The organism is Ruegeria sp. YTSC002 (assembly GCF_059609845.1).
Map to the genome: position 1 here is coordinate 68,420 of NZ_JBXWML010000011.1, position 23,929 is coordinate 92,348.

The 23,929-nt window shown below is 60.4% G+C and carries 25 protein-coding genes; 19 read left to right on the forward strand and 6 right to left on the reverse strand.

The features are described 5' to 3' along the window. Positions 1–52 precede the first annotated feature (52 nt). The 5 genes from AC2FFD_RS18080 to AC2FFD_RS18100 all read left to right on the forward strand — a co-directional run bounded on the left by AC2FFD_RS18080 (position 53) and on the right by AC2FFD_RS18100 (position 7,117). Positions 53–820 carry a uracil-DNA glycosylase gene (locus AC2FFD_RS18080; protein ID WP_257599915.1) on the forward strand — a complete coding sequence of 256 codons (768 nt, stop codon included), beginning with the start codon at positions 53–55 and terminating at the stop codon, positions 818–820. Beyond that, a complete protein-coding gene (locus tag AC2FFD_RS18085) occupies positions 817–1,416 on the forward strand; it encodes a metallophosphoesterase family protein (protein ID WP_496873765.1) in 600 nt (199 codons plus the stop codon). The genes AC2FFD_RS18080 and AC2FFD_RS18085 overlap by 4 nt, the downstream gene beginning before the upstream one ends. A 196-nt stretch (positions 1,417–1,612) precedes the next feature. Then, positions 1,613–2,155 carry a molybdenum cofactor biosynthesis protein B gene (gene moaB / locus AC2FFD_RS18090; RefSeq protein WP_496873766.1) on the forward strand — a complete coding sequence of 181 codons (543 nt, stop codon included), beginning with the start codon at positions 1,613–1,615 and terminating at the stop codon, positions 2,153–2,155. Positions 2,156–2,261: 106 nt separating this feature from the next. Further along, entirely contained in the window at positions 2,262–3,710 is a 1,449-nt protein-coding gene (locus AC2FFD_RS18095; protein ID WP_496873767.1) for an efflux RND transporter periplasmic adaptor subunit, read from the forward strand. Between the two features lie 5 nt (positions 3,711–3,715). After that, on the forward strand, positions 3,716–7,117 hold the full coding sequence (locus AC2FFD_RS18100) for an efflux RND transporter permease subunit (protein ID WP_496873768.1): 3,402 nt from the start codon (positions 3,716–3,718) through the stop codon (positions 7,115–7,117). On the opposite strand, the gene AC2FFD_RS18105 is transcribed toward AC2FFD_RS18100, so the two are convergent. Both AC2FFD_RS18105 and AC2FFD_RS18110 read right to left on the reverse strand, forming a co-directional pair. Next, positions 7,084–7,533, reverse strand: a complete 450-nt coding sequence (locus AC2FFD_RS18105; RefSeq protein WP_496873769.1) for an NUDIX hydrolase — start codon at positions 7,531–7,533, stop codon at positions 7,084–7,086. The two genes, AC2FFD_RS18100 and AC2FFD_RS18105, sit on opposite strands and share 34 nt — an antisense overlap. A gap of 4 nt (positions 7,534–7,537) precedes the next feature. Beyond that, positions 7,538–8,338: a protein-disulfide reductase DsbD domain-containing protein gene (locus AC2FFD_RS18110; protein ID WP_480683551.1), complete on the reverse strand. Its 801-nt coding sequence runs from the start codon at positions 8,336–8,338 to the stop codon at positions 7,538–7,540. A gap of 157 nt (positions 8,339–8,495) precedes the next feature. Between AC2FFD_RS18110 and AC2FFD_RS18115 the strand changes: the two genes are divergently transcribed. Then, positions 8,496–9,050 carry a YqgE/AlgH family protein gene (locus AC2FFD_RS18115; RefSeq protein WP_152456781.1) on the forward strand — a complete coding sequence of 185 codons (555 nt, stop codon included), beginning with the start codon at positions 8,496–8,498 and terminating at the stop codon, positions 9,048–9,050. On the opposite strand, the gene AC2FFD_RS18120 is transcribed toward AC2FFD_RS18115, so the two are convergent. After that, on the reverse strand, positions 9,051–10,001 hold the full coding sequence (locus AC2FFD_RS18120; protein ID WP_496873770.1) for an L-threonylcarbamoyladenylate synthase: 951 nt from the start codon (positions 9,999–10,001) through the stop codon (positions 9,051–9,053). Between the two features lie 138 nt (positions 10,002–10,139). Between AC2FFD_RS18120 and AC2FFD_RS18125 the strand changes: the two genes are divergently transcribed. From AC2FFD_RS18125 to AC2FFD_RS18155, 7 genes are all read left to right on the forward strand, one after another. After that, positions 10,140–11,843, forward strand: a complete 1,704-nt coding sequence (locus AC2FFD_RS18125; protein WP_496873771.1) for an acyl-CoA dehydrogenase — start codon at positions 10,140–10,142, stop codon at positions 11,841–11,843. After that, a complete protein-coding gene (locus AC2FFD_RS18130; protein WP_425078973.1) occupies positions 11,843–12,889 on the forward strand; it encodes an MBL fold metallo-hydrolase in 1,047 nt (348 codons plus the stop codon). Before AC2FFD_RS18125 ends, AC2FFD_RS18130 begins: the two co-directional genes overlap by 1 nt. Positions 12,890–12,893: 4 nt before the next feature. After that, on the forward strand, positions 12,894–13,346 hold the full coding sequence (locus AC2FFD_RS18135) for a DUF6173 family protein (protein ID WP_170346311.1): 453 nt from the start codon (positions 12,894–12,896) through the stop codon (positions 13,344–13,346). Positions 13,347–13,402: 56 nt separating this feature from the next. Then, positions 13,403–15,244, forward strand: coding sequence for a glycerophosphodiester phosphodiesterase (locus tag AC2FFD_RS18140; RefSeq protein ID WP_496873772.1), 1,842 nt, complete (start codon positions 13,403–13,405; stop codon positions 15,242–15,244). Next, positions 15,231–15,770, forward strand: a complete 540-nt coding sequence (locus AC2FFD_RS18145; protein WP_496873773.1) for a hypothetical protein — start codon at positions 15,231–15,233, stop codon at positions 15,768–15,770. The genes AC2FFD_RS18140 and AC2FFD_RS18145 overlap by 14 nt, the downstream gene beginning before the upstream one ends. A gap of 89 nt (positions 15,771–15,859) precedes the next feature. Next, on the forward strand, positions 15,860–15,994 hold the full coding sequence (locus AC2FFD_RS18150; protein ID WP_117870443.1) for an aa3-type cytochrome c oxidase subunit IV: 135 nt from the start codon (positions 15,860–15,862) through the stop codon (positions 15,992–15,994). A 17-nt stretch (positions 15,995–16,011) separates the two neighbouring features. Beyond that, the gene (locus AC2FFD_RS18155) at positions 16,012–16,644 is read left to right on the forward strand and encodes a hypothetical protein (RefSeq protein ID WP_170346314.1); all 633 of its coding nucleotides are present in this window, start codon (positions 16,012–16,014) and stop codon (positions 16,642–16,644) included. On the opposite strand, the gene AC2FFD_RS18160 is transcribed toward AC2FFD_RS18155, so the two are convergent. After that, complete coding sequence (locus AC2FFD_RS18160) at positions 16,633–16,965, reverse strand: AzlD domain-containing protein (RefSeq protein WP_170346315.1); 333 nt, start codon at positions 16,963–16,965, stop codon at positions 16,633–16,635. The two genes, AC2FFD_RS18155 and AC2FFD_RS18160, sit on opposite strands and share 12 nt — an antisense overlap. Continuing rightward, positions 16,962–17,678 (reverse strand): AzlC family ABC transporter permease, encoded by a 717-nt coding sequence (locus tag AC2FFD_RS18165; protein ID WP_170346316.1) that lies wholly within the window; start codon positions 17,676–17,678, stop codon positions 16,962–16,964. The genes AC2FFD_RS18160 and AC2FFD_RS18165 overlap by 4 nt, the downstream gene beginning before the upstream one ends. Between AC2FFD_RS18165 and AC2FFD_RS18170 the strand changes: the two genes are divergently transcribed. From AC2FFD_RS18170 to AC2FFD_RS18195, 6 genes are read left to right on the forward strand one after another with little or no spacing between them, the layout of a single operon-like run. Beyond that, positions 17,677–18,615 (forward strand): formate dehydrogenase accessory sulfurtransferase FdhD, encoded by a 939-nt coding sequence (locus AC2FFD_RS18170; protein ID WP_496873774.1) that lies wholly within the window; start codon positions 17,677–17,679, stop codon positions 18,613–18,615. The genes AC2FFD_RS18165 and AC2FFD_RS18170 overlap by 2 nt on opposite strands. Beyond that, the gene (locus tag AC2FFD_RS18175; RefSeq protein WP_257599928.1) at positions 18,612–19,148 is read left to right on the forward strand and encodes a hypothetical protein; all 537 of its coding nucleotides are present in this window, start codon (positions 18,612–18,614) and stop codon (positions 19,146–19,148) included. The genes AC2FFD_RS18170 and AC2FFD_RS18175 overlap by 4 nt, the downstream gene beginning before the upstream one ends. After that, a complete protein-coding gene (gene mobA / locus AC2FFD_RS18180; RefSeq protein ID WP_496873775.1) occupies positions 19,145–19,789 on the forward strand; it encodes a molybdenum cofactor guanylyltransferase MobA in 645 nt (214 codons plus the stop codon). The genes AC2FFD_RS18175 and mobA overlap by 4 nt, the downstream gene beginning before the upstream one ends. Then, positions 19,786–20,277: a molybdopterin-guanine dinucleotide biosynthesis protein B gene (mobB, locus tag AC2FFD_RS18185; RefSeq protein WP_170346319.1), complete on the forward strand. Its 492-nt coding sequence runs from the start codon at positions 19,786–19,788 to the stop codon at positions 20,275–20,277. The genes mobA and mobB overlap by 4 nt, the downstream gene beginning before the upstream one ends. A 20-nt stretch (positions 20,278–20,297) precedes the next feature. Then, positions 20,298–22,343: a molybdopterin-binding protein gene (locus tag AC2FFD_RS18190; protein ID WP_480684745.1), complete on the forward strand. Its 2,046-nt coding sequence runs from the start codon at positions 20,298–20,300 to the stop codon at positions 22,341–22,343. Beyond that, complete coding sequence (locus AC2FFD_RS18195) at positions 22,340–22,933, forward strand: GNAT family N-acetyltransferase (protein WP_496873776.1); 594 nt, start codon at positions 22,340–22,342, stop codon at positions 22,931–22,933. Before AC2FFD_RS18190 ends, AC2FFD_RS18195 begins: the two co-directional genes overlap by 4 nt. Here the strand turns inward: AC2FFD_RS18195 and AC2FFD_RS18200 are convergent. Beyond that, positions 22,930–23,925, reverse strand: coding sequence for a hypothetical protein (locus AC2FFD_RS18200; RefSeq protein WP_425078968.1), 996 nt, complete (start codon positions 23,923–23,925; stop codon positions 22,930–22,932). The two genes, AC2FFD_RS18195 and AC2FFD_RS18200, sit on opposite strands and share 4 nt — an antisense overlap. Between the last annotated feature and the right edge of the window lie 4 nt (positions 23,926–23,929).

The window sequence follows — 23,929 nt, forward strand, 5'->3', positions numbered from 1 at the left end:
CGATCAAGCCCTATTCGCTTTCCCTCAGCCCTCAGGCGGGTAAGTTATCCCTATGGAATCGGGTTTGGACTATTATTCTGCGCGGGCGCTGCTGGAATGGCAGATCGAACTGGGCGCCACCGAGGCAATCGGAGATGCGCCGGTTGACCGGTACGCGTTGCCCGACACCACGGCCAAACCCAAGAAAGCAGAAGCGCGCCCCGCCGCCCCGGCGAAGCCACGGGATGTAAACCCAGTAGCAATCGCAGGATCCGCAGCACAGGGCGCGGGATCGCTGGATCAGTTGCGCGCAGCGATGGACGCTTTCGAACACTGCGAGCTCAAACGCGGTGCGCGGCAGTTGGTCTTTGCCGCTGGGACCCCCGGCGCACGGGTTATGATCATTGGCGAGGCGCCGGGCCGCGATGAGGACCGCGAAGGCAAGCCCTTTGTCGGCCGTGCGGGCCAATTGCTGGACCGGATGCTGGCGGCAATTGAGCTGGATCGTCGCGAGAACGTCTATATCACCAACGTGCTGCCATGGCGGCCCCCGCAGAACCGCGACCCCAAACCCGAAGAGATCGGGATGATGAAGCCGTTCCTGGAACGTCATGTGGCCCTGGCCAGGCCAGAGGTTCTGGTGGTGATGGGGAATATCAGCTGTCAGGCCGTGCTTGGCAAACGCGGCATCACCCGCCTGCGCGGCAAATGGGATCAGGCGATGGATCTGCCGGTGATTCCGATGTTCCACCCGGCTTATCTGCTGCGACAACCGCAGATGAAACGGCAGGCCTGGGCGGATCTGCTGGAACTGAAAGCGCGGCTGCGAGGTGCAACATGAAGGTTCTGGCATTCTCTGATCTGCACATGGCGCGCAACCGTGCGGCCGATCTGGTTGCCGCCAGCGCCGAGGCTGATCTGGTCATCGGCGCCGGTGATTATTGCAATTCACGTCAGGGGCTGGACGAGGCGATGCAGATGCTGTCGGGCATTTCGGCCCCGCTGGTCCTGATCCCGGGAAACGCGGAAAGTGCAGAAGAGCTGGGCAATGCGGCCCCGGACGGTGTTCATGTCCTGCATGGGTCTGGCATGACCATAGACGGCTTGCGCTTGTTTGGCCTTGGCTACGGCGTACCACCGACTCCGTTCGGAGACTGGTCCTGTGATCTGACAGAAGGTGAGGCGTCCGAGATGCTCGACCGGTGTGAAACGGCTGATGTCCTGATCGTTCATTCTCCACCCAAAGGGTATGGGGATCAGACATCGCAGGGCCTTTCGGTCGGATCAACTGCCATACGAGATGCGGTGGAACGCCTTCAGCCGGGGTTTGCGTTCTTTGGCCATGTGCATGAAAGCTGGGGCTATCGAGGGTCCTTGGGTCGAACACAACTGGCCAATCTGGGACCGAAACCGAATTGGTTTGAAGTAGGCCCATGACCGAAACCTTCCCCTTGTTGGCGTCCATTCGGCAGTTTGTGAACCCCGGGGCGGGATCATTGCCGTCGGAGTGTTTGTCGTGAACGGGCTGCATGCCGGCAACCGGCGCGCCTCGCGTATTATTGGTTGGATCACGGGGTGCATATGTTCCGCCCTCGCAATCCGATTTGTCATGATGGAAAGGGCCTGACGCAAGATGTCACGCATTGACGAAACCATGGAGTTCATCCCCGTAAGAATTGCCGTTCTGACCGTTTCGGACACCAGATCGATGGACGAAGATCGCTCGGGGCAGACATTGGTGGACCGGATCGAAAAAGCGGGCCATGTGATTGCGGATCGCCAGATCATCCGGGACGAGCGCGACCAGATCGCCGAACAATTGCGTGCATGGGTGGCTGATGAGCAGATCGATGTCGTGATCTCGACCGGCGGAACGGGCCTGACCGGGCGGGACGTGACAGTCGAGGCGCATCGGGACGTGTACGAAAAAGAGATCGACGCATTCGGTACCGTCTTCACTATCATCTCGATGGAAAAAATCGGCACCTCGGCGGTGCAGTCCCGTGCAACCGGGGGCGTTGCGGGGGGAACATACCTGTTTGCATTGCCCGGCAGCCCGGGGGCCTGCAAGGATGCGTGGGATGGGATTTTGGAAAAACAGTTCGATTTCCGGCATCGCCCCTGCAATTTTGTGGAAATAATGCCCAGATTGGACGAACATCTGCGACGGAAGTAGACTGGTCGTACGTTCAATTCCGTATAACCGCTTTGTGGCTTGGCATAATTCGTGATCCGGCTACATGTTGTGGACGGCAGCTTGGTGCAACCGGGGTAACTGTTTGATGCGATTTCTACGGCAGAGTCTTGTCGGTATCTTTCTGGCGTTCCTGACGCTTGCCTTGCTGTTTGTTGCTGCGCAGATCATCATGGGTGCTGTTCAAGACGTCCTGACGCGTGAGGACCAGGCGCCCGCCGCTCGGGAACGGGTCTTTGCGATTGCCGTACGTCAGGCCGAGGCGGAAACCGTTATCCCCTATCTCGAAGCATTCGGAGAGGTCCAGAGCCGGCGCAGGCTGGAATTGCGTGCGGCACTGGGTGGCCGTGTTGTTGCCCTGGCAGAGGATTTTGTGGATGGCGGAACGGTAACTGCCGGGGAAGTTCTGGTTGAACTGGATCCGGCGGATGCCCAATCCGCGCTGGATCGGGCCAAGTCCGATCTTTTGGACGCACAATTCGAAGAACGTGATGCCGAACGGTCTCTGCTGCTGGCGCAGGACGAATTGAAATCGGCCGAGGCGCAAGCCGAACTGCGGGAACGGGCGCTGCAACGGCAACGCGATCTGGAGTCCCGAGGGGTAGGCGCCGCCGCCAGCGTGGAAGAGGCGGAACTGGCGGCTGCGTCAGCCCAACAGGCCGTTCTGGCGCGTCGTATCGCGCTTGCACAGGCTGAATCCCGCGTCGATCAGGCAACGACATTGTTGGCGCGGGCGGAGATAGCCCTGGAGGCGGCGGAACGCGATCTTGAAGATATGACCATTCGGGCCGGTTTCAGCGGCACCCTGACCGATGTGACGCTTGTGGAAGGGCGCTTGGTGTCGGCAAATGAAAAACTGGCTGAACTTGTTGATCCAAACGCTCTTGAAGTGGCATTCCGGGTGTCAACGGCACAATATGTGCGTCTGTTGGACGAGAATGACAGGCTGATCAACGCACCGGTGACGGTTTCGCTTGAGGTGACGGGCACCGATCTGACCGCGACAGGCTATATCAGCCGTGACAGCGGGTCGGCGGGCGAGGGCCGGACCGGACGTTTGATCTATGCGCGTCTGCAAGAAGCATCCGGGTTCAAGCCAGAAGATTTCGTCACCGTCTCGGTTCAGGAACAACCGCTTGCCAACGTGTTCCGCTTGCCGTCTTCGGCATTGGACGCATCAGGAACGGTTCTGGTGCTGGGTGCGGATGACCGTCTGGAAAGCTTGCCGGTGCAGCTTGTCCGCAGACAGGGTGACGAGGTTTTGCTGCGGGGCGACGGGTTGGAAGGGCGCGAGGTCGTCATCGGTCGCACGCCATTGCTTGGGCCCGGCGTGCGGGTGCGGCCCTTGCGGCTTGAGGCCGGGGCAGACCCGGGCATGGTCGAGCTGTCAGATGCGAAACGCGCTGAACTCGTGGCCCGGGTCGAGGCCAACGAAACCATGCCTCAGGATGAAAAAACTCAGGTTCTCGGTCAGTTGCGGGAAGCGCGCGTGCCTTCATCTCTGGTGCGGCGCATTGAAACCAAGGCCGGGGGCTGAGCGTCATGATGCGCGAGATACCTGGCGCAGCGGGTGGCCTTCTCAGTTACTTCACACGGCACCGGACGGTGGCCAATTTGCTGCTGCTGGTGATGCTGGTTCTGGGCGCGGCTGCCATTCCGAACATGCGGGCGCAGTTCTTTCCGGATGTCATTCTGGAACGCATCGATGTGACCGTCTCGTGGGAAGGTGCAGGCCCCGAGGACATGGATGCCGGTATCGTGCAGTTGTTGGAACCTGCGCTGCTGGCCGTTGAAGGGGTAACCAGTACCGAGGCCAGTTCACACCCAAGTTGGACCCGCGTCAGACTGGAGTTCGAGCCGAACTGGGACATGTCCCGCGCGGTCGAAGACGTCCGGTCCGCGATAGACGGTGTGACGGATCTGCCGGAAGGGTCCGAAGAACCTGAAATTCGACGCGGCGCTTGGCGGGATCGGGTAACGGATGTCGTTATCAGTGGCCCCACCGACACCAATCAACTGGCGAAGCTGACGGATGAGTTCATCAACCGTTTGTTCTCGGCGGGCGTCACGCGTACCGAAATCAGGGGCATTGCCGCGCCCCAGATCATTGTCGAGATCACCACGGCGCAATTGATCGCCAATGACATCACCATGGAAGAGATCGCATCGGCGATTGCGGGCGAGGTCAGCACCGATCCCGCTGGTGAGGTTGAGGGCGCAGGTGCGCGTATCCGGGCCGGAACCGAAAAGCGGACCCCGGAACAGATCGAAGACATCGCGCTGCGGACCTTTGCCAACGGGTCGAAGCTGAAAGTCGGTGATATCGCCAGGATTCGGGTCGAAGGTGTCACACGGCATCGCAGTTATTTCGTCGACGACGATCCGGCCATGTCCATCCGGGTCGACCGGTCAAATCTGGGCGATGCGATAGACATCCAGCACACGGTCGAAGACGTTGCCCGCGAAATGCAGGCCAGCTTGCCCGAAGGTGTGAAGATTGAGCTTATCCGCACCCGCGCCCAGGCCATAACCGACCGATTGAACATCCTGGTCAACAACGGGTTGATGGGTCTTGGCCTTGTCGTCTGCCTTCTGTTCTTGTTCCTCAACGCGCGCATCGCCTTCTGGGTTGCGGCAGGTATTCCCGTGGCGATGTCAGCGGCAATTGCGTTGATGTATCTGGGGGGATTGTCGCTGAACATGGTGTCGCTGTTCGGTCTGATCATCACGCTGGGCATCGTGGTTGATGACGCCATCGTGGTGGGGGAACACGCGGATTTCCGCGCCCGGCGTTTGGGTGAGCCGCCTGTCGTGGCTGCGGAACGTGCGGCGCGGCGAATGGCCATGCCGGTTCTGGCTGCGACCGTCACGACGGTAATCGCGTTCTTCGGTCTGACCCTGGTGGGCGGGCGGTTCGGCGAACTGATCCGCGACATTCCTTTTACAGTGATCGCTGTACTGATCGCTTCGCTGGTCGAATGCTTCCTGATCCTTCCCAACCACATGGCGCACGCCATAGCGCACTCGGCCAAGGAACACTGGTATGACCTGCCCAACCGGGTCGTCAATCGTGGTTTCCGTTGGGTTCGGGACCACCTGTTCCGCCCGTTGATCGCCTGGGTGATATGGGCGCGTTACGTGGTCGTGGCGCTGATGATCGCGGTACTGGCCAGCCAGGTCGCGCTGTTCATTCGCGGCGACGTGAACTGGCGTTTTTTCAATGCACCAGAACGAAGTTCGGTGACCGGCGGCTTTATCATGCGCGAAGGCTCGACGCGATCAGATACGCTGGAAATGATGCGCCTTCTGCAACAGGCGGTCAATGATCTGGGCCAGATCTACGAAGAGCGCCACGGCCGCAATCCGATCGACTATGTCCTGGCCGAGGTTGGCGGCAACGCAGGCCGGCAACTGGCTGCCGCGGATGGTAAGGATGGCAGTTTGTTGGGCGGTATCTCGATCGAGCTTATCGATGCCGATCTGCGCCCTTATTCGAGTTTCGAATTTGTCGGAGAGTTGCAGGAATTCGCGCCGCGCCATCCCAAGCTCGAAGTGGTAAGCTTCCGCGGTTGGCGGTCCGGCCCTGGCGGCGATGCCATCGATGTGCAGTTTTTCGGCTCTGATGTGAGCGTTCTCAAGGCCGCGTCCGAAGACTTGCAGGCCGAGCTGTCGAAATTCCCCGAAGTCTCGGCGCTGGAAGACAACCTGGCTTATGACAAGGAAGAGTTCATCCTGGACCTGACCGCGCAGGGAGAGGCGCTGGGATTCCGGATTGAAACGCTGGGTCGCGCCCTGCGCAATCGCCTGAACGGCATCGAAGCGGCGACATTCCCGGACGGGCCACGCAGTGCCGAGATCCGTGTGGAACTGCCTGAAGGCGAACTGACGGCAGATTTCCTCGAGCGTACGCTGATGCGGTCTCCTGACGGGGTTTACGTACCGCTGGCCGACATCGTATCGGTCGAGCGTAAATCCGGTTTCTCGACGGTTCGGCGCGAAAACGGCCTGAGGGTTGTTTCGGTCTACGGCGACATCTCGGAAGATGATCCGGCACGCGCCACCGAAATCGAACGGGCGATGCAGGAAGAAATTCTGCCCGATATCGCAGCCGAGCGGCAAGTTGAGTGGCGCATGTCGGGTCTGAGTGAACAGGAAAATGAATTCCTTGCCGAAGCCCGCACCGGTTTGATCCTGTGCCTGACAGGTATCTACCTTGTTCTGGCCTGGGTGTTCGCCAGCTGGACACGGCCAGTGGTTGTCATGGCAATCATCCCTTTCGGCCTCGTTGGTGCGATCTGGGGCCACTACATCTGGGAAGTGCCGCTCAGCATGTTCACGGTGGTCGGATTGCTGGGCATGACGGGGATCATCATCAACGACTCGATCGTTCTGGTGACGACGATAGATGCCTATCAAAAAGACCGAGGTCTGGTTCCGTCCATTGTCGAAGGTACCGCAGACAGGTTGCGGCCGGTGATGCTGACCACTTTGACCACGGTTCTTGGACTTGCGCCGTTGCTTTACGAAGGCTCGCAACAGGCACAATTCCTCAAGCCGACCGTGATCACGCTGGTTTACGGTCTTGGGTTCGGGATGCTGCTGGTTCTGATCCTGGTGCCTGCCCTGCTGGCGATCCTCAATGACGTGGCGCGTCCGATGACAGCCATGCGCCGCGCTGCGCGGGCACCCGACCGGGTGGTTCGGGGGGCACTGGCGGCAACCGGGGCCGCATTGGCTGTCTGGTTCGGCCTGACGATGATATGGCCCGCGGTTACCGGCGCGCCGCTTGGTGTGCTGCAAGGCCTCTATGTGGGTGGAGATGGCATTGCGGTGCTGCGAATGGGGTTGGGTGCATTCCTGGCCGGGGCAATTCTGATCGTGGTCCTGAGCGTGGTGCTGTCAGGTTTGCTTTATGGGCGGCTGACAAGATCGGCCGATGTCTGATCCGCGCGGATCGCGTGTTCCAAAAGGTCGATGACCCGCGCGCTCATCGGCAGGTCGCCCCGGCGTATCTGCTCGATGGCAAACCAGCGGGCATCCAGCGCGTCGTCACCAGCCTGTGGTGTGCCGGACCGATAACGGCAGGCAACGCCGACCAACAGGTAATGGGACAGAACCCGCCCCGCCTTGTCGTGGCGCAGCAGATCCAGGTTTCTCAGGTAATGAGACGGTTCCGCAATCACCGAGGTTTCTTCGCGCAACTCGCGCTGCGCCGCCTGCAAAACGGTTTCACCCCACTCCACGTGGCCGCCGGGGAACCCCCACAGCCCTTTGTCCGGCTGTTTGCTGCGCTGAACCAGAAGAACCTTGCTCTGATGCAGAACAACCGCCAACGCACCGATCTTGGGGGATTGGCTCATGCAGTCAGCCCGCGCTACAGCCCAGAATATCGACGGCGTGATCGGACCCAAGAACAGTGATCCGGATCTCGGACCGGTCCAGTGCAAAAGGTGCACCTGATGCGTGTATGATCTCCGCTTCAGCCACCAATGTATCCCCCTGCCTTCGAGACACAGGTTGCGAGGCCCAAAGCGAAGGATTGCCGGGTTCGATAACGGCGACTTCACGGCCACCCGCTGACGGCATCGTCATCCGCGCCTCGATCCGCATTCCGTCTTTCGTGGGAGTCAGATTGCAGGTGGTCTTGGTGACACGGGCCTCGCGCGCGGAATAGGGCCTTTGCGCCATCGCTGCGGCAATCGCCGGGTTGCGATCAGCGTCCGCGTCGAGCGTGTGGTCGAAATCCAGGCGTTCCGGGATGCAAACGTCTTTGCAGACCCCCAGATCCATCCTGCCTTTCAGGTGGACCGGTTTTGCCGGGTTGCGCGGAGTGACCTTGATGGGCAGGACCAGCTGGTTTTCATAGCCAATCGATTGCAGGCCATCCTGATCGAAGATTTCGGGCGCGGGCCAGATGATTTCCACCTGGCCGATATTGCTGGATCGCTTCCAGTCGAACTCGGGCGGGATGCCGGAATCTCCTGGCGCGCGCCAGTAGGTCTTCCAGCCATCCTTGAGCGTCAGCTTCAAAGCGGACATGTAGGTGCCGTTGGCCGTCCGCCCGCCATCCAGAACATCCAGCTGAACCACGTCATCCAGGCCTTGCGCGGCAACTGGAACGGACAGGCTCAGACACGCGAGTGCGGCGACAGCGGTGGGTTTCATCGACATCTTCATACCCCATAAATGCGCGTCGTTGGCGCGGATTCCAAGTCACGATCCGGTCACCGCGATGAAATCCGTCGAAATACGGGTTCGACTCTTGCAAACTATGGTGCGGCGGGGCCATTGTTGACGTGAACTGACAAAGAGATGACGGCCCATGGACCTGACCGGAAAACTGTTGATTGCGATGCCCGGAATGGGCGATCCGCGATTCGACCATTCGGTAGTGTATATGTGCAGCCATGGCGACGATGGCGCTATGGGATTGATCGTGAACAAGCCTTCGGATCTGCGAATCAAGACGTTGCTGGGGCAACTGAACATCGCCTGTCGTATCCCGGTCATCGGAGAGCGCCTTGTGCATTTCGGTGGCCCGGTCGAGATGTCGCGCGGATTTGTCCTGCACAGCGCCGACTATGAGGCCAACCTGCATTCGATGCATATTTCCGCAGATTTCAGCATGACGGCGACGCTGGATGTGCTTGAAGATCTGGCGTCTGGCAGCGGACCGCTGAATTCGATGCTGACGCTGGGCTATTCCGGCTGGGGGCCAGGCCAGCTTGAGGACGAAATTGCCATGAACGGCTGGCTGACCACCGAAGCCACGACGAAACTTGTCTTCGACGTGCCCGATGACGAAAAATGGGAAGCTGCGTTGGCGACGCTCGGTGTGGATCCTCTGACGTTGTCCGCCAGCGCTGGCCGGGCCTGATCAGCTGTCGCGTGGTGCGGCGGCGCGGCGCAACCTGTCATTGATTGCAGCCCCCAATCCGGTGTTCGGGATCGGAGATACGGCAATTGGTCGCCCGGTCTCGTTCAGCCTGTGAAGGGCTGCAAAGAGGTTCGCGGCCGCCTCGGTCAGACGTCCTTCGGCAGACAGGTTCAGGTCGCAATCCGCTGGTCCGAAGCCCAGCAGAACCTCATCGCCCTGACGGGCCGTGGCATTCAGGCGAACAGGCGCATCCGGCGCATAATGCGACTGCAACTGTCCCGGAGCGGTCAGCAGATCGCCGGATTGATGCAGGTGCAGTCGCATGTTCAGCACGCTTTCGACCCGGTCCAACGCAACGCCACCCGGACGCAGCAATGTGGGCTCTCCGGCCAGACCGACAATGGTGGATTCCAAACCCACCGCACAGGGGCCGTCGTTCAGAACAGCTGCGATCCTTCCGCCAAGACCGGACCACACATGAGCCGCCGTCGTGGGGCTGATCTGACCCGAGGGGTTTGCCGAGGGGGCCGCGACCGGTCCGTCAAAGTCGGCCAGCAGCGCACGCGCCGTCGGATGCGCGGGCACGCGCACGGCCAGAGTGTCCAGCCCGGCGGTCACCAGTGAGGAAATCCCGTGTCCTTCGCGCAAAGGCAAAACCAGGGTCAGAGGACCGGGCCAGAAGGCCTGTGCCAGCTGCTCGGCCTGATCCGACCATTGCACAAACCGCTGTGCCGCTTCGACCGAGGCGACATGGGCGATCAGCGGATTGAAGCTGGGCCGTCCCTTGGCCTCGTAGATCAATGCGACGGCCTGACCGTTGCGGGCGTCGCCGCCAAGGCCATAGACCGTTTCGGTCGGAAAGGCGACCAGAAGCCCCTGGCGCAAAAAATCGGCAGCCTGCGCGATACCGCCGGGATCTGCCGTCAATTCCTGTGTGCCGGATGAGATCATATCTGATGACGCCGCGTTTTGGTTGCCTGGAACTTGAGGAAAGGTAGGTAATCGGTTCAGGCCCACACGCTTACCGGCGCTTGCATTTGATTCCAAGCCCGCCGATGTATTCTGATCCGTTAGACCCCGAGAGAAATCATGCCATATCGCGCCCCAATCTCAGATTATCAATTTCTGCTGGACCATGTCGTCGGGTTCGACCAGGTCGCCGCCACCGAGACTTTCGCAGATGCCAGCGCCGATGTCGTCACGGCCATCCTGACCGAAGCGGCCAAGATGAGCGAAGAGGTTCTGGCCCCGTTGCAGCGTGCCGGTGATCTGGAACCGGCGCGGCTTGAAAATGGTGTGCTGCGCAGCTCTCCGGGTTATGCCGATGGCTGGAAGGCGATTGCCGAAGGCGGGTGGATCGGGATCAGCGCTGATCCTGAATACGGCGGTATGGGCCTGCCGATGGCTGTCACCACTGCCGTGAACGAGATGATGAGCGCCGCTTGCCTGTCGTTGCAACTGGCTCCGCTGATGGCGCAGGGCCAGATCGAGGCGTTGGAACATCACGCCAGCGACGAACTGAAGTCGCTGTATCTGCCCAAAATGATTTCCGGCGAATGGTCAGCCACCATGAACCTGACCGAAGCGCAGGCCGGATCGGATGTCGGGGCGCTGACCTCGAAGGCTGAACCAAACGGTGATGGCACATACTCGGTGACCGGGCAGAAGATCTTCATTTCCTGGGGCGACAACGACTTTGCCGAAAATATCTGCCATCTGGTTCTGGCCCGCCTGCCGGACGGTGTGCCCGGCACCAAGGGCATTTCCTTGTTTCTGGTGCCGAAATACATCCCCGAGTCGGATGGCAATCCCGGCGTGGCTAACGACCTGAAGGTTGTATCTGTCGAACACAAGATGGGTCTGCACGGCTCACCCACCTGCGTGATGCAATATGAGGGCGCCAAAGGATGGCTTGTCGGTAAGGAACATGGTGGTATGGCGGCCATGTTTACCATGATGAACAATGCCCGCCTGGGCGTGGGTGGCCAGGGTGTGGGCGTTGCGGAAGGCGCCTATCAGCACGCTTTGGCCTATGCGCTGGAACGCAAGCAGGGCAGGACGCCTTCGGGGACGATCATCGATCATGCGGATGTGCGTCGCATGATCATGGATATGCGCGCCGATATCTTTGCCGCTCGGGCTATTCTTCTGGCCAACGCGACCGCGATTGACATGGCGAAAGCCACCGGCGACGCCGATTGGGCCGCGCGGGCCGCGTTGTTGACGCCAATCGGCAAGAACTTTGGGGCCCGGACCGGGATACGCGTGGCCGAAACCGGCGTACAGGTGCATGGCGGAATGGGCTTTGTCGAAGAAACAGGCGCGGCGCAATATTCCCGCGATGTTCGCGTGACCGCGATTTACGAGGGAACCGACGGCATTCAGGCCATGGACCTTGTTGCGCGCAAAATGATGGACGGGGGCGAGGCGGCTTCGAACCTTCTGGACGAGATCGAAGAACAGGCCGAACACGCGCGTACGACGATGCCCGATCTGGCCGGTCCAGTGTGGGAGGCAACAGAAACCCTGCGCGAGGCAACCGAATGGTTGGTGGCGCAGGACGACATGAACGACCGATTTGCAGGCGCAACGGCCTATCTTCAGGCGTTTGCCCGGGTTCTTGGCGGGCATTATCACCTGTCCGCGGCTCTGGCTGATCCGGAAGGACCACGGGCCAAATTGGCGCGCTACTACATCAACGCCTTGTTGCCCGAGCATTCCGGCCTTCTGGCGCGGGTGCAAAGCGGTGCGGATGACCTCTTTTCGCTCAGCCCGGATGAATTGGCGGCGTGATGGACGGGGATCGCGTATCGGGGATCAGATATCCGTGGGCTGAACCGCCCGCGCCGGGTGAAGCCATCGAGGTTGCCGAGGGCGTCCTGTGGATGCGCCTGCCTCTTCCTATGGCGCTGGATCACGTCAATATCTACGCGCTGGACGATGGCGAAGGTTGGACGGTGATTGACACCGGGCTGTCGTCGAACAAGACGCGGCGTATCTGGGAAACCCTGATGGGCGGGCCTTTGAAAGGCAAACCGATCACCCGTGTGGTGGTGACGCATCATCATCCTGACCATGTCGGCAATGCCGGGTGGTTTCAGTCGGAACACGGGGCCGAACTGGTCACAAGCCGCACCTCATGGCTGTTTGCGCGGATGCTGACGCTGGATGTGCAGGAAACATGGCCGCAGGAGACGCTTGATTTCTATCGCAGCGCCGGCATGGCGCCCCAGGTTCTGAATGCGCGGATGAAGGATCGCCCCTTCAACTTTGCCGACACGGTCTATCCCATGCCACTGGGCTTTACCCGGATCAAGCAGGGCGACGTGATCCGAATGGGTGGGCGCGACTGGGACGTTCATATGGGCAATGGCCACGCGCCGGAACACGCCACCTTCTGGAGCCGTGACGACAATCTGGTGTTAAGCGGCGATCAGATTCTCAGCTCGATCAGTCCCAATCTGGGCGTCTATGCCACGGAACCGATGGCCGATCCGGTTTCAGCGTGGCTGGAAGCCTGCGAGCGGTTGCAGGCCCATGCCCGGCCCGATCATCTGGTTCTGGGCGGGCACAAGCTGCCGTTTTCGGGCCTGCCGCTTAGGATGAAACAGCTGATCGACAACCACCATGGCGCGTTGGATCGCCTGTTGAAGCATCTGGATCAACCCAGAGCGGCCGCAGATTGTTTTCTGCCACTGTTCAAACGCACGATCCGCGAAGGCGAATATGGGCTTGCGCTTGTTGAGGCGGTTGCGCATGTGAATCATCTCTACCACATTGGTGCGGTAACCCGGACGCAACGCGATGACGGGGCATGGCTGTATCAGCGCAAAGGGTAGAAGAATGCAGGACCAGATCGAAACCTCGGCCGAGGCCGCCGAAGCCGCCGCTTTGCCGCGGTGTCACGAGGTGCACGCGGATCCCAATGCCGAATCCGGTGCCAAGGACCTGCCCGAAGGGTTGAAAAAGCCTGTTGCCAACAAAAGCCCGGCGCAATGGGCTTACGAACGTCTGATCATGTATATCCAGAACTTTGAAAAGACGCTGGACGGCGATCACGAAGTCGCCATGGGCTTTACCGGCGGCGATGCCGGCGTCATGCGGATCGAAGGGATGGGGTATTTCGACCCCGACATGATCACCTTTTACGGATCTGACGGAACCGGGGCCCGTACGCAACTGGTGCAGCATGTCAGTCAGTTGAACGTGATGTTGCGCGCCCTGCCCAAATCGGTCGAGGACAAACCTGCCAACCGCATCGGTTTCCGTCTGGCGGCGGATCTGGAAGACAGCTGACTTGCAATTCACGCCTGCGCGCCTTTGAATGACTGCATCAGTCCGGAGGCGCCCACGTGACACGATTTTTTCAAGCAGTAACACATGCCTACGCCGAGGCTTGGGCCCTGCGCCGTGTCTTTGTGCCAATCTACATCGCTGTGCGCTTGCTGTTGGTGGCGCTGATCGCGCCGGGTGTGGCCGTGGCCGTCAATCTGGCGGTCTCTCTGTCTAATCAGACCGCTCTGACCGATCAGGACATTGCGATGTTCCTGCTGTCTCCTGCCGGGTTCATCGCGGGTGTCACGGTGCTCAGTCTGTTCTTGCTGGCCGAGGTGCTTGTGTTCGCGGTCATGGCCGGGTCCTTGCGTATGGGGGAAGGCGACCCCTGGCGCGCAGGAAGCGCGGCGCTGGCACTGAACCTGTCCCGCTTTCCGGCGCTGTTCGGGTTTGCCGTTCGTTTCATCCTGCGCGTTCTGCTGCTTGCCTTGCCGTTTGTGGCCATCGCGGGGTTGATCGCATGGTGGACGCTGACGGAATATGACATCAATTATTACCTGACATTCCACCCTCCGGCCTTTCAGGTGGCCGTGGTTCTGATCGGGCTTGTCGGTCTCGCGTTGGCATGGGTGTTGATCCGCCGTCTGTCCGGGTGGGCGCTGGCGCTGCATCTGGTTCTGTTTGAAGGGGCCTCACCACGCGGAGCATTCGCGAAAAGTGAACAAAAGATGGAAGGCAAGCGCGGTCGTTTGAAGATCGAGCTTGCCCTTTGGCTGGGACTGCGGCTTGTGATTGCGGCTTTGATTGCGGCGGTGGCCAGTCTGTTGTTTGCGGTTGTGCCGGTGCAGGAAGGCGGCAGTCTCAGACTGGCATTGATCCTCAGCCTGATCATCGCGGGGCTTTGGTCCCTGGCGGGATTGGTTCTGGCGGCAACGGCGCTGGGCGCGCTGGCGGTCTTGCTGGACGCGTTTTTCGAAGCCGAGACAAAAGAGGTTCCCCATCCCGAACCCCGAAGGATCCGCGTACCGGTACTTGTGACTGTCGCAGCGGCCCTTGCGGCATTGGGCATTGGCCTTTGGTTTGGCCAAAGCCTGCTGGAACGGGTGCAGGCGCCGGATCATGCCGAGGTCATCGGTCACCGGGGTGCTGCGGCTTTGCGACCGGAAAACACAATGGCCTCGGTCCTGAAAGCGATCGAGGATGGTGCGGACTGGGTTGAGATAGACGTTCAGGAAACGGCGGATGATGTGGTTGTCGTGGCCCATGACAGCGATTTCATGAAGTTGGCCGGCGTCAACCTGAAGGTCTGGGATGCGACGATGCAGGATGTGGCTGATATCGACATTGGAAGCTGGTTCGGGCCGGAATACGCCGCGGAGCGGACCCCGACCCTGCGAGAGGTTCTGGAAGCGGCCAGGGGCAAGTCCAAGGTCCTTATCGAGCTGAAATACTATGGTCACGACGTCGATCTGGAAAACCGGGTGATCGGCCTTGTCGAAGAGCTTGGGATGCAGAACGACGTTGCCACCATGTCGCTGAAATACCCGGCCGTGCAAAAGATGGAAAAGGTGCGGCCCGACTGGCGCTCTGGTGTGTTGGCGGCCACGGCCATTGGGGATCTGTCGGGGCTGGAAGGCGAATTTGTCGCCGTCAATGCAGGCATGGTGACACCCGGGCTGATCCGCAAGGTGCAGGACGCCGGCAAGGATATCTACGTCTGGACGGTGAATGATCCGTTGCAGATGTCCAGAATGGCCTCGATGGGGGTGGATGGTCTGATCACTGACCGTCCGGCCATGGCCAATGAGGTTTTGCGTGTACGCGCTGAAATGGGGCCGGGCGAGCGGCTGTTGCTGTGGCTGGCCACTACGTTCGGATTGCAGGTCGATACAGAGGCGATGCGCGATGAAAGCCCTTGAACTGGCGCTGATTCTGGCCATGCTGCCGCTGTCGGCATGGGCGCAGGATCTGATGCGCGGAATTGAAATGCCGGGCCACCGCGCCCTGATCGAGCAAAGCGAGGGCGCCGAACTGACGTCGTTTGAAACCGATGGCTGTTCGGGCGGGTTGTCAGCCAGTTGGCGCTGGGTGGCAAAGCAGTTCCCACAAGTCGGCGCGCTATACGAAGAACACCCCCCTTGGGAGTATTGCTGCGTGACCCATGACCGGGCTTATCACAATGCAGGAGGATCGGAGACGGCCGAGGAAAGCTTTGACGCACGTCTGGCTGCGGATGACGCCTTGCACGCCTGTGTGGTAGAGCACGGAGACCGTCATGCAGAAGATTATGCCGACCGGTACGACATGACACCTGACCAGATTCGCAGCGTGCACGCGATAACTGCGGATGCAATGTATGGGGCGGTGCGATTCGGTGGCGGGCCGTGCAGCGGCCTGCCCTGGCGGTGGGGTTTCGGGTATCTCGGTTGTTCGGTTCTCAAGTAACAGCGCCCTGCGCGCGAATGACGTGGTGACAGGCGTTGTGTTTTCCATTATCCAACAGATCAAACACGCGAATTGGGAATCTGAGACTCATGGCTGAATACAAGCACGGCGAAATGGACATCACGGTCCAAACCAAGACATTCAACGGTTTCATCAAAGCCACCACGTGGTGTGTGGTCGCCATTGCCTTTCTGTGCCTGTTCCTGGCGGTATTCGCCTCCTAATCGTTTCGGGGGCTGACTTGCTCAGGATATTGATTGCCTGCTTGCTGGCAGCGACAGTGGCGGGTTGCGCCAATTCAAGCCGTCCGCAGGCGGATCGGAACGAAATCGTGTCCCGGTCCTACCGTGATCCGGGGCCATCGACGCTGACGCTGTACACGATGATCAGCACTCGCACCGGATCGGGCGCACATACGTCGCTGATGATTTCGGGCAGCGAGCGGGTGATCTTTGACCCTGCCGGTTCGTTCCGGGCGGATGTGGTTCCGGTGAAGGATGATGTGCTTTACGGCATTACCCCGGCGGTCGAGCGGGCCTATCGCAGTTCGCACGCGCGCGAGACGCATTATGCCCGCATACAGACCATCCAGGTGAGCCCGCAACAGGCTGAAATCGCCTTGCAACTGGCAAAACAATCCGGTCCGGTGGCTGGCGCGTTCTGCACCAATGCGACATCGCAACTTTTGAAACAGGTGCCGGGGTTCGAGCAGATCGATGTGACGTTCTATCCGGTGAAGTTGTCGGAACAGTTCGCACAGATTCCGGGCGTCGTGACCGAAGAATACCGGGAAAATGACGATGCGGATCTGCAAAAAGGTTTGGCGGCAAACAATGCGCGTCTCAACCAGCTGAACGCTTCCTCAACTCAGTAGATACAGCAGACCATAGAGCGTGGCGGCCCCGGAAAAGATGGCCGCCAGCACGTTTTTGCTGATCACTCCCACCACCAGGGCAACAGCCGCCGCCGACATGCGGGGCAGATCGGGCTGTCCTTCGGTGGCCGATGGCCAGACAACAAGCGGCGCGATCAATGCAGGAAGGATGGCCACCGCTGTATATCGCAGGTGACGCAGCAGCCAGGGCGGCATCGGGCGATCACCTACAAAACCGATAAAAACAAAGCGCAGCGCATAGCTGCCGATGGCAAGCCCGATGATAATGGCCCAGATGGTGACGGAATCAGGCTGCGTCATGACTGCGTCTTTCCACGTTCGAGGATCAGTTCCGCTTGCGCTCCGGCAATCATTCCAGCGCATCCGGCAATCAACAGACCCAGATTGAACGGGATTGCGACGGTCAGCAACGATACCGTGATGGCCACAAGGGCCGCGACCACATGTGCAAAGGTCCGCATCATCGGCCCTATCATGGCCAGAAAGGTGATAGGCAGGGCAAAATCCAGCGCCCAGCTTTCCGGTATTTGCGCACCCAGCACTGCGCCCAGATACGTACCCAGAATCCAGAGCGGTGTGATCGGCGTGACAGAGCCCACGAAATAGGCCATGCGTTGCGGCACTGACAGGTCGGGCTCTTTCTCGAACCGCACGATGGAGCAGGCATAAGATTGATCCACGGTCAGATATGCCGCAAAGGCACGCTGCCACATGGGCGCGGAACCCAGGTAAGGTGTCAGTGATGCGGAATACATCGCCATGCGCAGATTCACCGCCAGCGCCGAGATTATGATGATCACGGTCGGAGTGTTGTCCTGCAACAGTTGCAGGGCCGCGAACTGCGCTGCTCCGGCAAAAACGGTCGATGTAAAGGCCATCGTCTGGACAAGGGTCAGCCCGGCTTCGGTCGCGAAAACACCGAACAGAAGGCCAAAGGGCACGGCGACGAAGATAAACGGCGTCCCGTCCCGAAAACCTTTCCAGAAGTATGACTTGGATGTGGCAGAGGCCATGTCTAAATCCTATGGTGATGCGTGCAGCAGTATCTGTCTTGGGAAGGGGTTGCAATTGGCCACGGAATTCAATCTGTCGGACTATCTTATCGCCCCTGATCCGGGCGCGACACGCCTGACCCGCGCGGTCGAGGGCGTGGACCAGAACGGTGAAATCAGCCAGATTTCGGTGGTTGAAGAGCGCCCGCTGACCATATTCCTCAATTCGCAGGAAATCGTGACGGCGATGACGATTGGCGATTACCCCGAATACCTGGCGCTGGGCTTTCTGCGCAATCAGGGGATGCTGCTGGCGGATGACGAAATCACGCGCGTGGAATATGATGACGATCTTGAAACCGTGATCGTCCGCACCGCGCGCCAGACGTCTTACGAGGACAAGCTGAAGAAAAAGACCCGCACCAGCGGGTGTGCCGTAGGTACGGTGTTTGGCGACATGATGGAAGGTCTTGAAGACGTGCAATTGCCGCAGGTTCAGGTGCGGACGTCGTGGCTGTACGACCTGGCGTCCAAAATCAACCGCACTCCGTCGCTGTACCTCGAGGCCGGGGCAATCCACGGCACTGTTTTGTGCCGCGAAAACCGCCCGCTGGTATATATGGAAGACGTGGGCCGTCATAACGCCGTCGACAAGATTGCAGGCTGGATGTTGTCCGAGAATGAGGCGGCGGAGGACAAGATCCTCTATACCACCGGTCGCCTGACATCCGAGATGGTGATCAAAACGGCGATGATGGGAATCCCCGTTTTGGCCTCCCGCTCGGGCTTCACCGCATGGGGCGTCGAGATCGCGCGCGAGGTCGGGCTGACGCTGATCGGGCGGATGCGCGGGCAGCGCTTTGTCTGCCTGTCGGGCGACGACCGCCTGCTGCGCGACGTGGACCCGTCAACCGTTGCTGTCGAAGACAGGAAACACCGCCGGAAAAGTGCAGGATGATTTTGGAAACCCTTAGACCCTTTTTCCTGTTTGTTGTGACGGTCGGTATCTTGCCGCTGAGCATTCTTGCTGCGCGAAACTACGCACGCAGCAAACGGACAATCGTAGACGGCATGGCACGGTTGGACGAGGAAACTCTGGATCGATTGGGATGGGAAGCAAGAGACTATATCGGCACATTTGACCTGTTTGCCCCATTCCGGATGGGGTGGACGGCTTGGGGATTGGCGGTGCAAAAACAAAGCGCCGTATTGCAACGTATCCTCCTTCAAGGTTTACCGGACTCAGTTGTATTACCCGACGAGATCCGACGATCACTCCGCAGGTATCGGTGCTATTTCTGGTCGTTTTTCGCGCCAGTGGCGGTTTTGGTGCTCTTTTTCGCTTTCATTCGCTTGAGCCATGTCTTGGCCGGTTTTTCCGGACTTCCTTTGAGCCTGTGTTTCATCTTGCTGGGTGCGGGCAGCGGGGTTTGGATTTTCACACCGCTGGAGAAATTCCGAAAATGGCCGGACATCGAGGACCCATCATGACCAAACCGCTTGGCGTCATTCTCGCAGGCGGGCAGGCCACCCGTATGGGCGGCGGTGACAAGGGCCTGTTGCAGATCGGGGGGCAGAGCCTGCTGTCTCATGTGATCAACCGGCTTGCGCCACAGGTCGATGGGCTGGCGCTGAACGCCAATGGCGACCCTGGGCGGTTCGCTGATCTGGGCCTGCCCGTCCTGCCTGACACGATCGAAGGGTTCGCCGGGCCTCTGGCCGGTGTGCTGGCCGGGCTCGACTGGGCGGCAGAGCAGGGGGCGGACAGCATCGTGACAGCTGCCGCGGACACGCCCTTTTTCCCGCGCGATCTGGTGGCGCGACTGACGCAGGCTGCGGAAGGGCAGGTACACCCATTGGTCTTGGCCACCACGCCGCGTACGGGTGACGAGGCGCTGAAATCCGGTGGCGGCAAGCGGGTCAACCGACACCCGACATTCGGGCTTTGGCCCGTTGCGCTGCGCGATGATCTGCGGGCGGCGCTGATGGACGGGTTGCGCAAGGTGGTGCTGTGGACCGACAAACATGACGGGCGCGAGGCTTTGTTCAGCGCCGACCCGTTCGATCCTTTCTTCAACGTCAACACGCCTGAAGATCTGGATCGTGCCCGAGCCTTGTTGGAGCAGGCATGAGGGTTTACGGCGTCACGGGCTGGAAGAATGCCGGCAAAACCGGGCTGATGGAACGGCTGGTGGCCGAGATCACAGGCCGGGGATTCGCGGTCTCTACGGTCAAGCACGCGCATCACAGCGTCGATGTGGATCAGCCGGGCACCGACAGTCACCGGCACCGCGTGGCAGGGGCCAGCGAGGTATTGCTTGCCTCGGGGCAACGTATTGCTTTGATGCAGGAATTGCGGGGCGCGCCTGAACCGCCGCTGGCCGAGCTGCTGGCGCGGCTCTCGCCGGTCGATCTGGTGTTGGTCGAAGGGTTCAAGCGCGAGGACCACCCCAAGATCGAAGCGTATCGCGCAGCGGCGGGCAATGCGCTGATGGCACCGGAAAACGGCACCATCCGCGCGGTGGCCAGCGACACCGCGCTGGATCTGGACCGCCCGGTTTTTGACTTGAACGACACTGCCGGCGTCGCGGATTTCATCCTGAAAGAGGTCGGATTGTGAGCCTGTTCCAGACCTTTGCAATGGTGGATTGGTCTGGCGGAAACGACACCGGACCGACCCCGCGCAAGGATGCGATCTGGGCCTGCATTGTACGTAATGGGAAAGTGCTTGACCCCGAATACCTGCGTAACAGGCTGGTTGCAGAGCAATGGTTGGATGCTCTGATCCACGCCGAACTGATGGCCGGTCGCCGTCTGCTTCTTGGGTTCGATTTTCCTTTTGGATATCCATGCGGCTTCGCGCGGGCGATGACCGGAACGGACGATCCGCTGGCGTTGTGGGATTGGTTCGACCAACATATCGAGGATTCCCCGAAGGCCAACAACCGCTTTGATCTGGCGGGTCGGATCAACCTTCAGTTTGGCGGCCGTGGCCCGTTCTGGATGAATGGACTGCGCCGAGATATTGATGGCCTGCCACGCACCAAATCGGACTATTCCAACCCGTTCCCGAACCGTCGTGCCGTGGAGACTTTGGCAAAGGGCAGTTTCACCTGCTGGCAGATGGCGGGTGCGGGTGCAGTGGGCGGGCAGGTGATGATGGGCCTTCCGGTTCTGAACCGGCTTCGCCATCGGTTTGCCGGGCAAATCTCGGTCTGGCCGTTCGAACCGGTGGATAAACCAGTCGCCTTCGTGGAAATCTGGCCGTCTCTGACCTTGGGTGCGCCTCCGGAAGGGCGGATCAAAGATGCCTGGCAGGTTGAACAGGTCGCCTTGACTCTGTCGGGTTTAACAGAGCAGGAGTTGGATGCGCAATTGAACGTCTCAGCGGCAGAGGAAGGTTGGATATTGGGTGTGCCTCAGGACAAGCCGAACATAGCCCCGCCCCCGTTGCGGAACGATTGTTTTGCCTTGCCCGCCGGGGTCAACTGGACACCGGTGGATGAGGCGCTGGCCTATTTGCGTGACAGGCTGCACCCGATTACCGCATCTGAGACGATGGCGCTGACCAAGGCGTGCGGGCGCGTTCTGGCCCGGGATGTGGTCGCCCGACGTTCGAACCCGCCGCTTCCCAATACGGCCGTGGATGGGTACGGGTTTGCCGGTCCCGCCCCTGATGGCCCGCAGATCATGCCATTGATTGACGGGCGCGCGGCGGCAGGGATCCCGTTCGACGGTGACGTGCCTGAAGGCCGTGCCTTGCGCGTGCTGACGGGGGCGGCGCTGCCTGCCGGTGTCGACACGGTCATTCTGGAAGAGGATGTCACGGTCAAGGACGGCCACATTGCCTTCCACGGCCCGCTGAAAAAAGGCGCCAACACACGGCGCGCGGGAGAAGATGTGGCCGCAGGCGATATCGCTCTTTCTGCCGGGCGCAGGCTGACCCCCGCCGATCTTGCGCTGCTGTCTGCCGTGGGGATCGCCGAAGTCAACGTGCGCAAACCGCTTCGCGTGGCCGTGGTCTCTACGGGTGATGAATTGGTCGAAGCCGGAGAGCGCGCGGGTCCGGGTCAGATTTTCGACGCCAACCGCCCGATGCTGCTGTCCTTGATCGAACGTATGGGCTTCGTGCCCGTGGACATGGGGCGTGTTTCGGATGATCGCGACGCCTTGCGGGATCGATTGGACCAGTCCGCAGAACGGGCTGATGTGGTTTTGACCAGCGGTGGCGCGTCAGCGGGTGACGAAGACCATGTTTCGGCCCTGTTGCGTCAGGCCGGAGCGATGCAGCACTGGCGCATTGCGTTGAAACCCGGGCGGCCGCTGGCTTTGGGTTTGTGGTCCGGCGTGCCGGTGTTCGGCCTGCCCGGAAACCCGGTTGCCGCCATGGTCTGTACGTTGATCTTCGCGCGTCCGGCCTTGGGGCTGATGTCCGGTGAAGGCTGGGTAGAACCGCAAGGTTTCGAAGTGCCTGCCGCCTTTGAAAAGCGCAAGAAGCCCGGTCGTCGGGAATATCTGCGTGCCAGAATGCGGGATGGGCGGGCCGAGGTCTTCCACTCGGAAGGGTCAGGCCGGATCAGTGGCCTCAGCTGGGCTGAAGGGTTGGTTGAAATCGAAGATGGTGCGCGCCATGTCAAACCGGGCGATATGGTCCGGTTCCTTCCTTATGGAAGTTTCGGCGTGTGACGGTCACGATTTCACGAGGATTCGCCGATCAGGAACGCGCGCAGGCGGCGGCGCTGTTCTGGCAGGCATTTGCGGCCAAGCTGGGCAAAGTCATGGGGCCGGACGAAAAAGGATTGGCTTTCTTTGAAATCGCATTGAACCCGGATTTCGCGCTGGTTGCGCGGGATGAAACAGGGCGGGTGCTGGGCCTGGCAGGATTCAAGACGCGCGAGGGAGCCTTTTCAGGGGGCAGCATGTCCGACCTTGCGCGGGTTTATGGATGGTTCGGGGCGATCTGGCGCGCCTTGGTTCTGAGCGTGCTGGAGCGCGAACTGAAACCGGGCGTGTTCCAGATGGACGGTATTTTTGTCGCCGCCGAGGCGCGCGGCAAAGGAGTGGGCACGGCATTGCTGAATGCCATCAAGTCCGAGGCCCGCAACCGCAACATGTCAGAGGTTCAGCTTGATGTCATCGACACAAACCCCCGCGCCCGCAGCTTGTACGAACGCGAGGGGTTCCAGCCCCTGGGTCAAGAAAAAACCGGACCACTGAAGTATCTGTTCAATTTCCGCAGCGCGACCAAAATGTCGTGGGTTGTCGGGCAGGATTAATCAAACGTGCCTGCCACGCGGCCCAGCAACATGAATGCGCGTGCCGTTCGGGTTTCACCCAATTCACTCAGTTCCGCATCGCTGGCCGTGGGTTCGAACTCGGCTATCATCTTGTCAAACCGACGCAGGAAATGGTGCGCGGCGTCGCGGAAAATCGGGTCCTGCTTCATTCGGGCCGCTGTCAGCGCCAATGAAGATCTGTCGCGCACACCCCCCAGCGCCGCCACGGCGCGCCCGCGTGTGCCTTGGGCGAACTGGCGCCAGATTTCTGGCCGGGCCATGTCGGGGCGCAGGTCATCCATGTAGATGCCTTCCTGGCTGAGCAGCGTCAGAACATCCTGCGAAGCTTGCACAAGCTGTGCCGTCTTGCGGTCCTTCAATGCAACACGCAGCGCATTGAACCCCTCGGTGTCATCCTGCGTTTCGGGGAAATTCAGGGCACGGATGAAAACCTCGGTACTCAGTGGTGGTGTGATCTCTTCCGCAGGCGTCCCCAGTTCCAACGAGGTCTGGTCTCCCTGAGCGGAAGGCTGCGAGGCCGCGGCAGAGCGCGCTGTGCGTGTGGTCGAGAACGTTGCCAAGGCGTCTTCGGTTTTCCGTGTGGCCGCAGCGATTTCATCCAGCTTTTTGGTCACCGCGGGTTCATAAGTGCTGGAGGCGCGCTGCTGCTGCGCCACATAGGCCTGCCGGATCGCGTCGATTGCCGTTTGCAGGCGTTCGCTTTCCTCTCGCATCACCCGACTGGCACGCATCGCGGTGGCCGCAACCCAGATCATCGCCACAGGCATGAATACAGCCAGAAAGGTGACGACGAGGCCACCGTTCTGCCCCTGACCGGGCAGCACGAGAAAGACAACCGACACCACCAGCCAGATCAGGCTGAGCACCAGTGCGGCAATCTCGATTTCGGTGACAGCCGGAGTCTTCGGGCGATCATAGATGCCCAGCGACGTCGGCTTTTCGGTTTCCGGGTCAGGTTTTGGCCCCGACATTACA

Coding starts and splice junctions, on each gene's coding strand:
- AC2FFD_RS18080 (WP_257599915.1), top strand. CDS start 53: ATGGAATCGGGTTTGGACTATTATTCTGCGCGGGCGCTGCTGGAATGG.
- AC2FFD_RS18085 (WP_496873765.1), top strand. CDS start 817: ATGAAGGTTCTGGCATTCTCTGATCTGCACATGGCGCGCAACCGTGCG.
- moaB (WP_496873766.1), top strand. CDS start 1,613: ATGTCACGCATTGACGAAACCATGGAGTTCATCCCCGTAAGAATTGCC.
- AC2FFD_RS18095 (WP_496873767.1), top strand. CDS start 2,262: ATGCGATTTCTACGGCAGAGTCTTGTCGGTATCTTTCTGGCGTTCCTG.
- AC2FFD_RS18100 (WP_496873768.1), top strand. CDS start 3,716: ATGATGCGCGAGATACCTGGCGCAGCGGGTGGCCTTCTCAGTTACTTC.
- AC2FFD_RS18105 (WP_496873769.1), bottom strand. CDS start 7,533: ATGAGCCAATCCCCCAAGATCGGTGCGTTGGCGGTTGTTCTGCATCAG.
- AC2FFD_RS18110 (WP_480683551.1), bottom strand. CDS start 8,338: ATGAAACCCACCGCTGTCGCCGCACTCGCGTGTCTGAGCCTGTCCGTT.
- AC2FFD_RS18115 (WP_152456781.1), top strand. CDS start 8,496: ATGGACCTGACCGGAAAACTGTTGATTGCGATGCCCGGAATGGGCGAT.
- AC2FFD_RS18120 (WP_496873770.1), bottom strand. CDS start 10,001: ATGATCTCATCCGGCACACAGGAATTGACGGCAGATCCCGGCGGTATC.
- AC2FFD_RS18125 (WP_496873771.1), top strand. CDS start 10,140: ATGCCATATCGCGCCCCAATCTCAGATTATCAATTTCTGCTGGACCAT.
- AC2FFD_RS18130 (WP_425078973.1), top strand. CDS start 11,843: ATGGACGGGGATCGCGTATCGGGGATCAGATATCCGTGGGCTGAACCG.
- AC2FFD_RS18135 (WP_170346311.1), top strand. CDS start 12,894: ATGCAGGACCAGATCGAAACCTCGGCCGAGGCCGCCGAAGCCGCCGCT.
- AC2FFD_RS18145 (WP_496873773.1), top strand. CDS start 15,231: ATGAAAGCCCTTGAACTGGCGCTGATTCTGGCCATGCTGCCGCTGTCG.
- AC2FFD_RS18150 (WP_117870443.1), top strand. CDS start 15,860: ATGGCTGAATACAAGCACGGCGAAATGGACATCACGGTCCAAACCAAG.
- AC2FFD_RS18160 (WP_170346315.1), bottom strand. CDS start 16,965: ATGACGCAGCCTGATTCCGTCACCATCTGGGCCATTATCATCGGGCTT.
- AC2FFD_RS18170 (WP_496873774.1), top strand. CDS start 17,677: ATGTCTAAATCCTATGGTGATGCGTGCAGCAGTATCTGTCTTGGGAAG.
- AC2FFD_RS18165 (WP_170346316.1), bottom strand. CDS start 17,678: ATGGCCTCTGCCACATCCAAGTCATACTTCTGGAAAGGTTTTCGGGAC.
- AC2FFD_RS18175 (WP_257599928.1), top strand. CDS start 18,612: ATGATTTTGGAAACCCTTAGACCCTTTTTCCTGTTTGTTGTGACGGTC.
- mobA (WP_496873775.1), top strand. CDS start 19,145: ATGACCAAACCGCTTGGCGTCATTCTCGCAGGCGGGCAGGCCACCCGT.
- mobB (WP_170346319.1), top strand. CDS start 19,786: ATGAGGGTTTACGGCGTCACGGGCTGGAAGAATGCCGGCAAAACCGGG.
- AC2FFD_RS18190 (WP_480684745.1), top strand. CDS start 20,298: ATGGTGGATTGGTCTGGCGGAAACGACACCGGACCGACCCCGCGCAAG.
- AC2FFD_RS18200 (WP_425078968.1), bottom strand. CDS start 23,925: ATGTCGGGGCCAAAACCTGACCCGGAAACCGAAAAGCCGACGTCGCTG.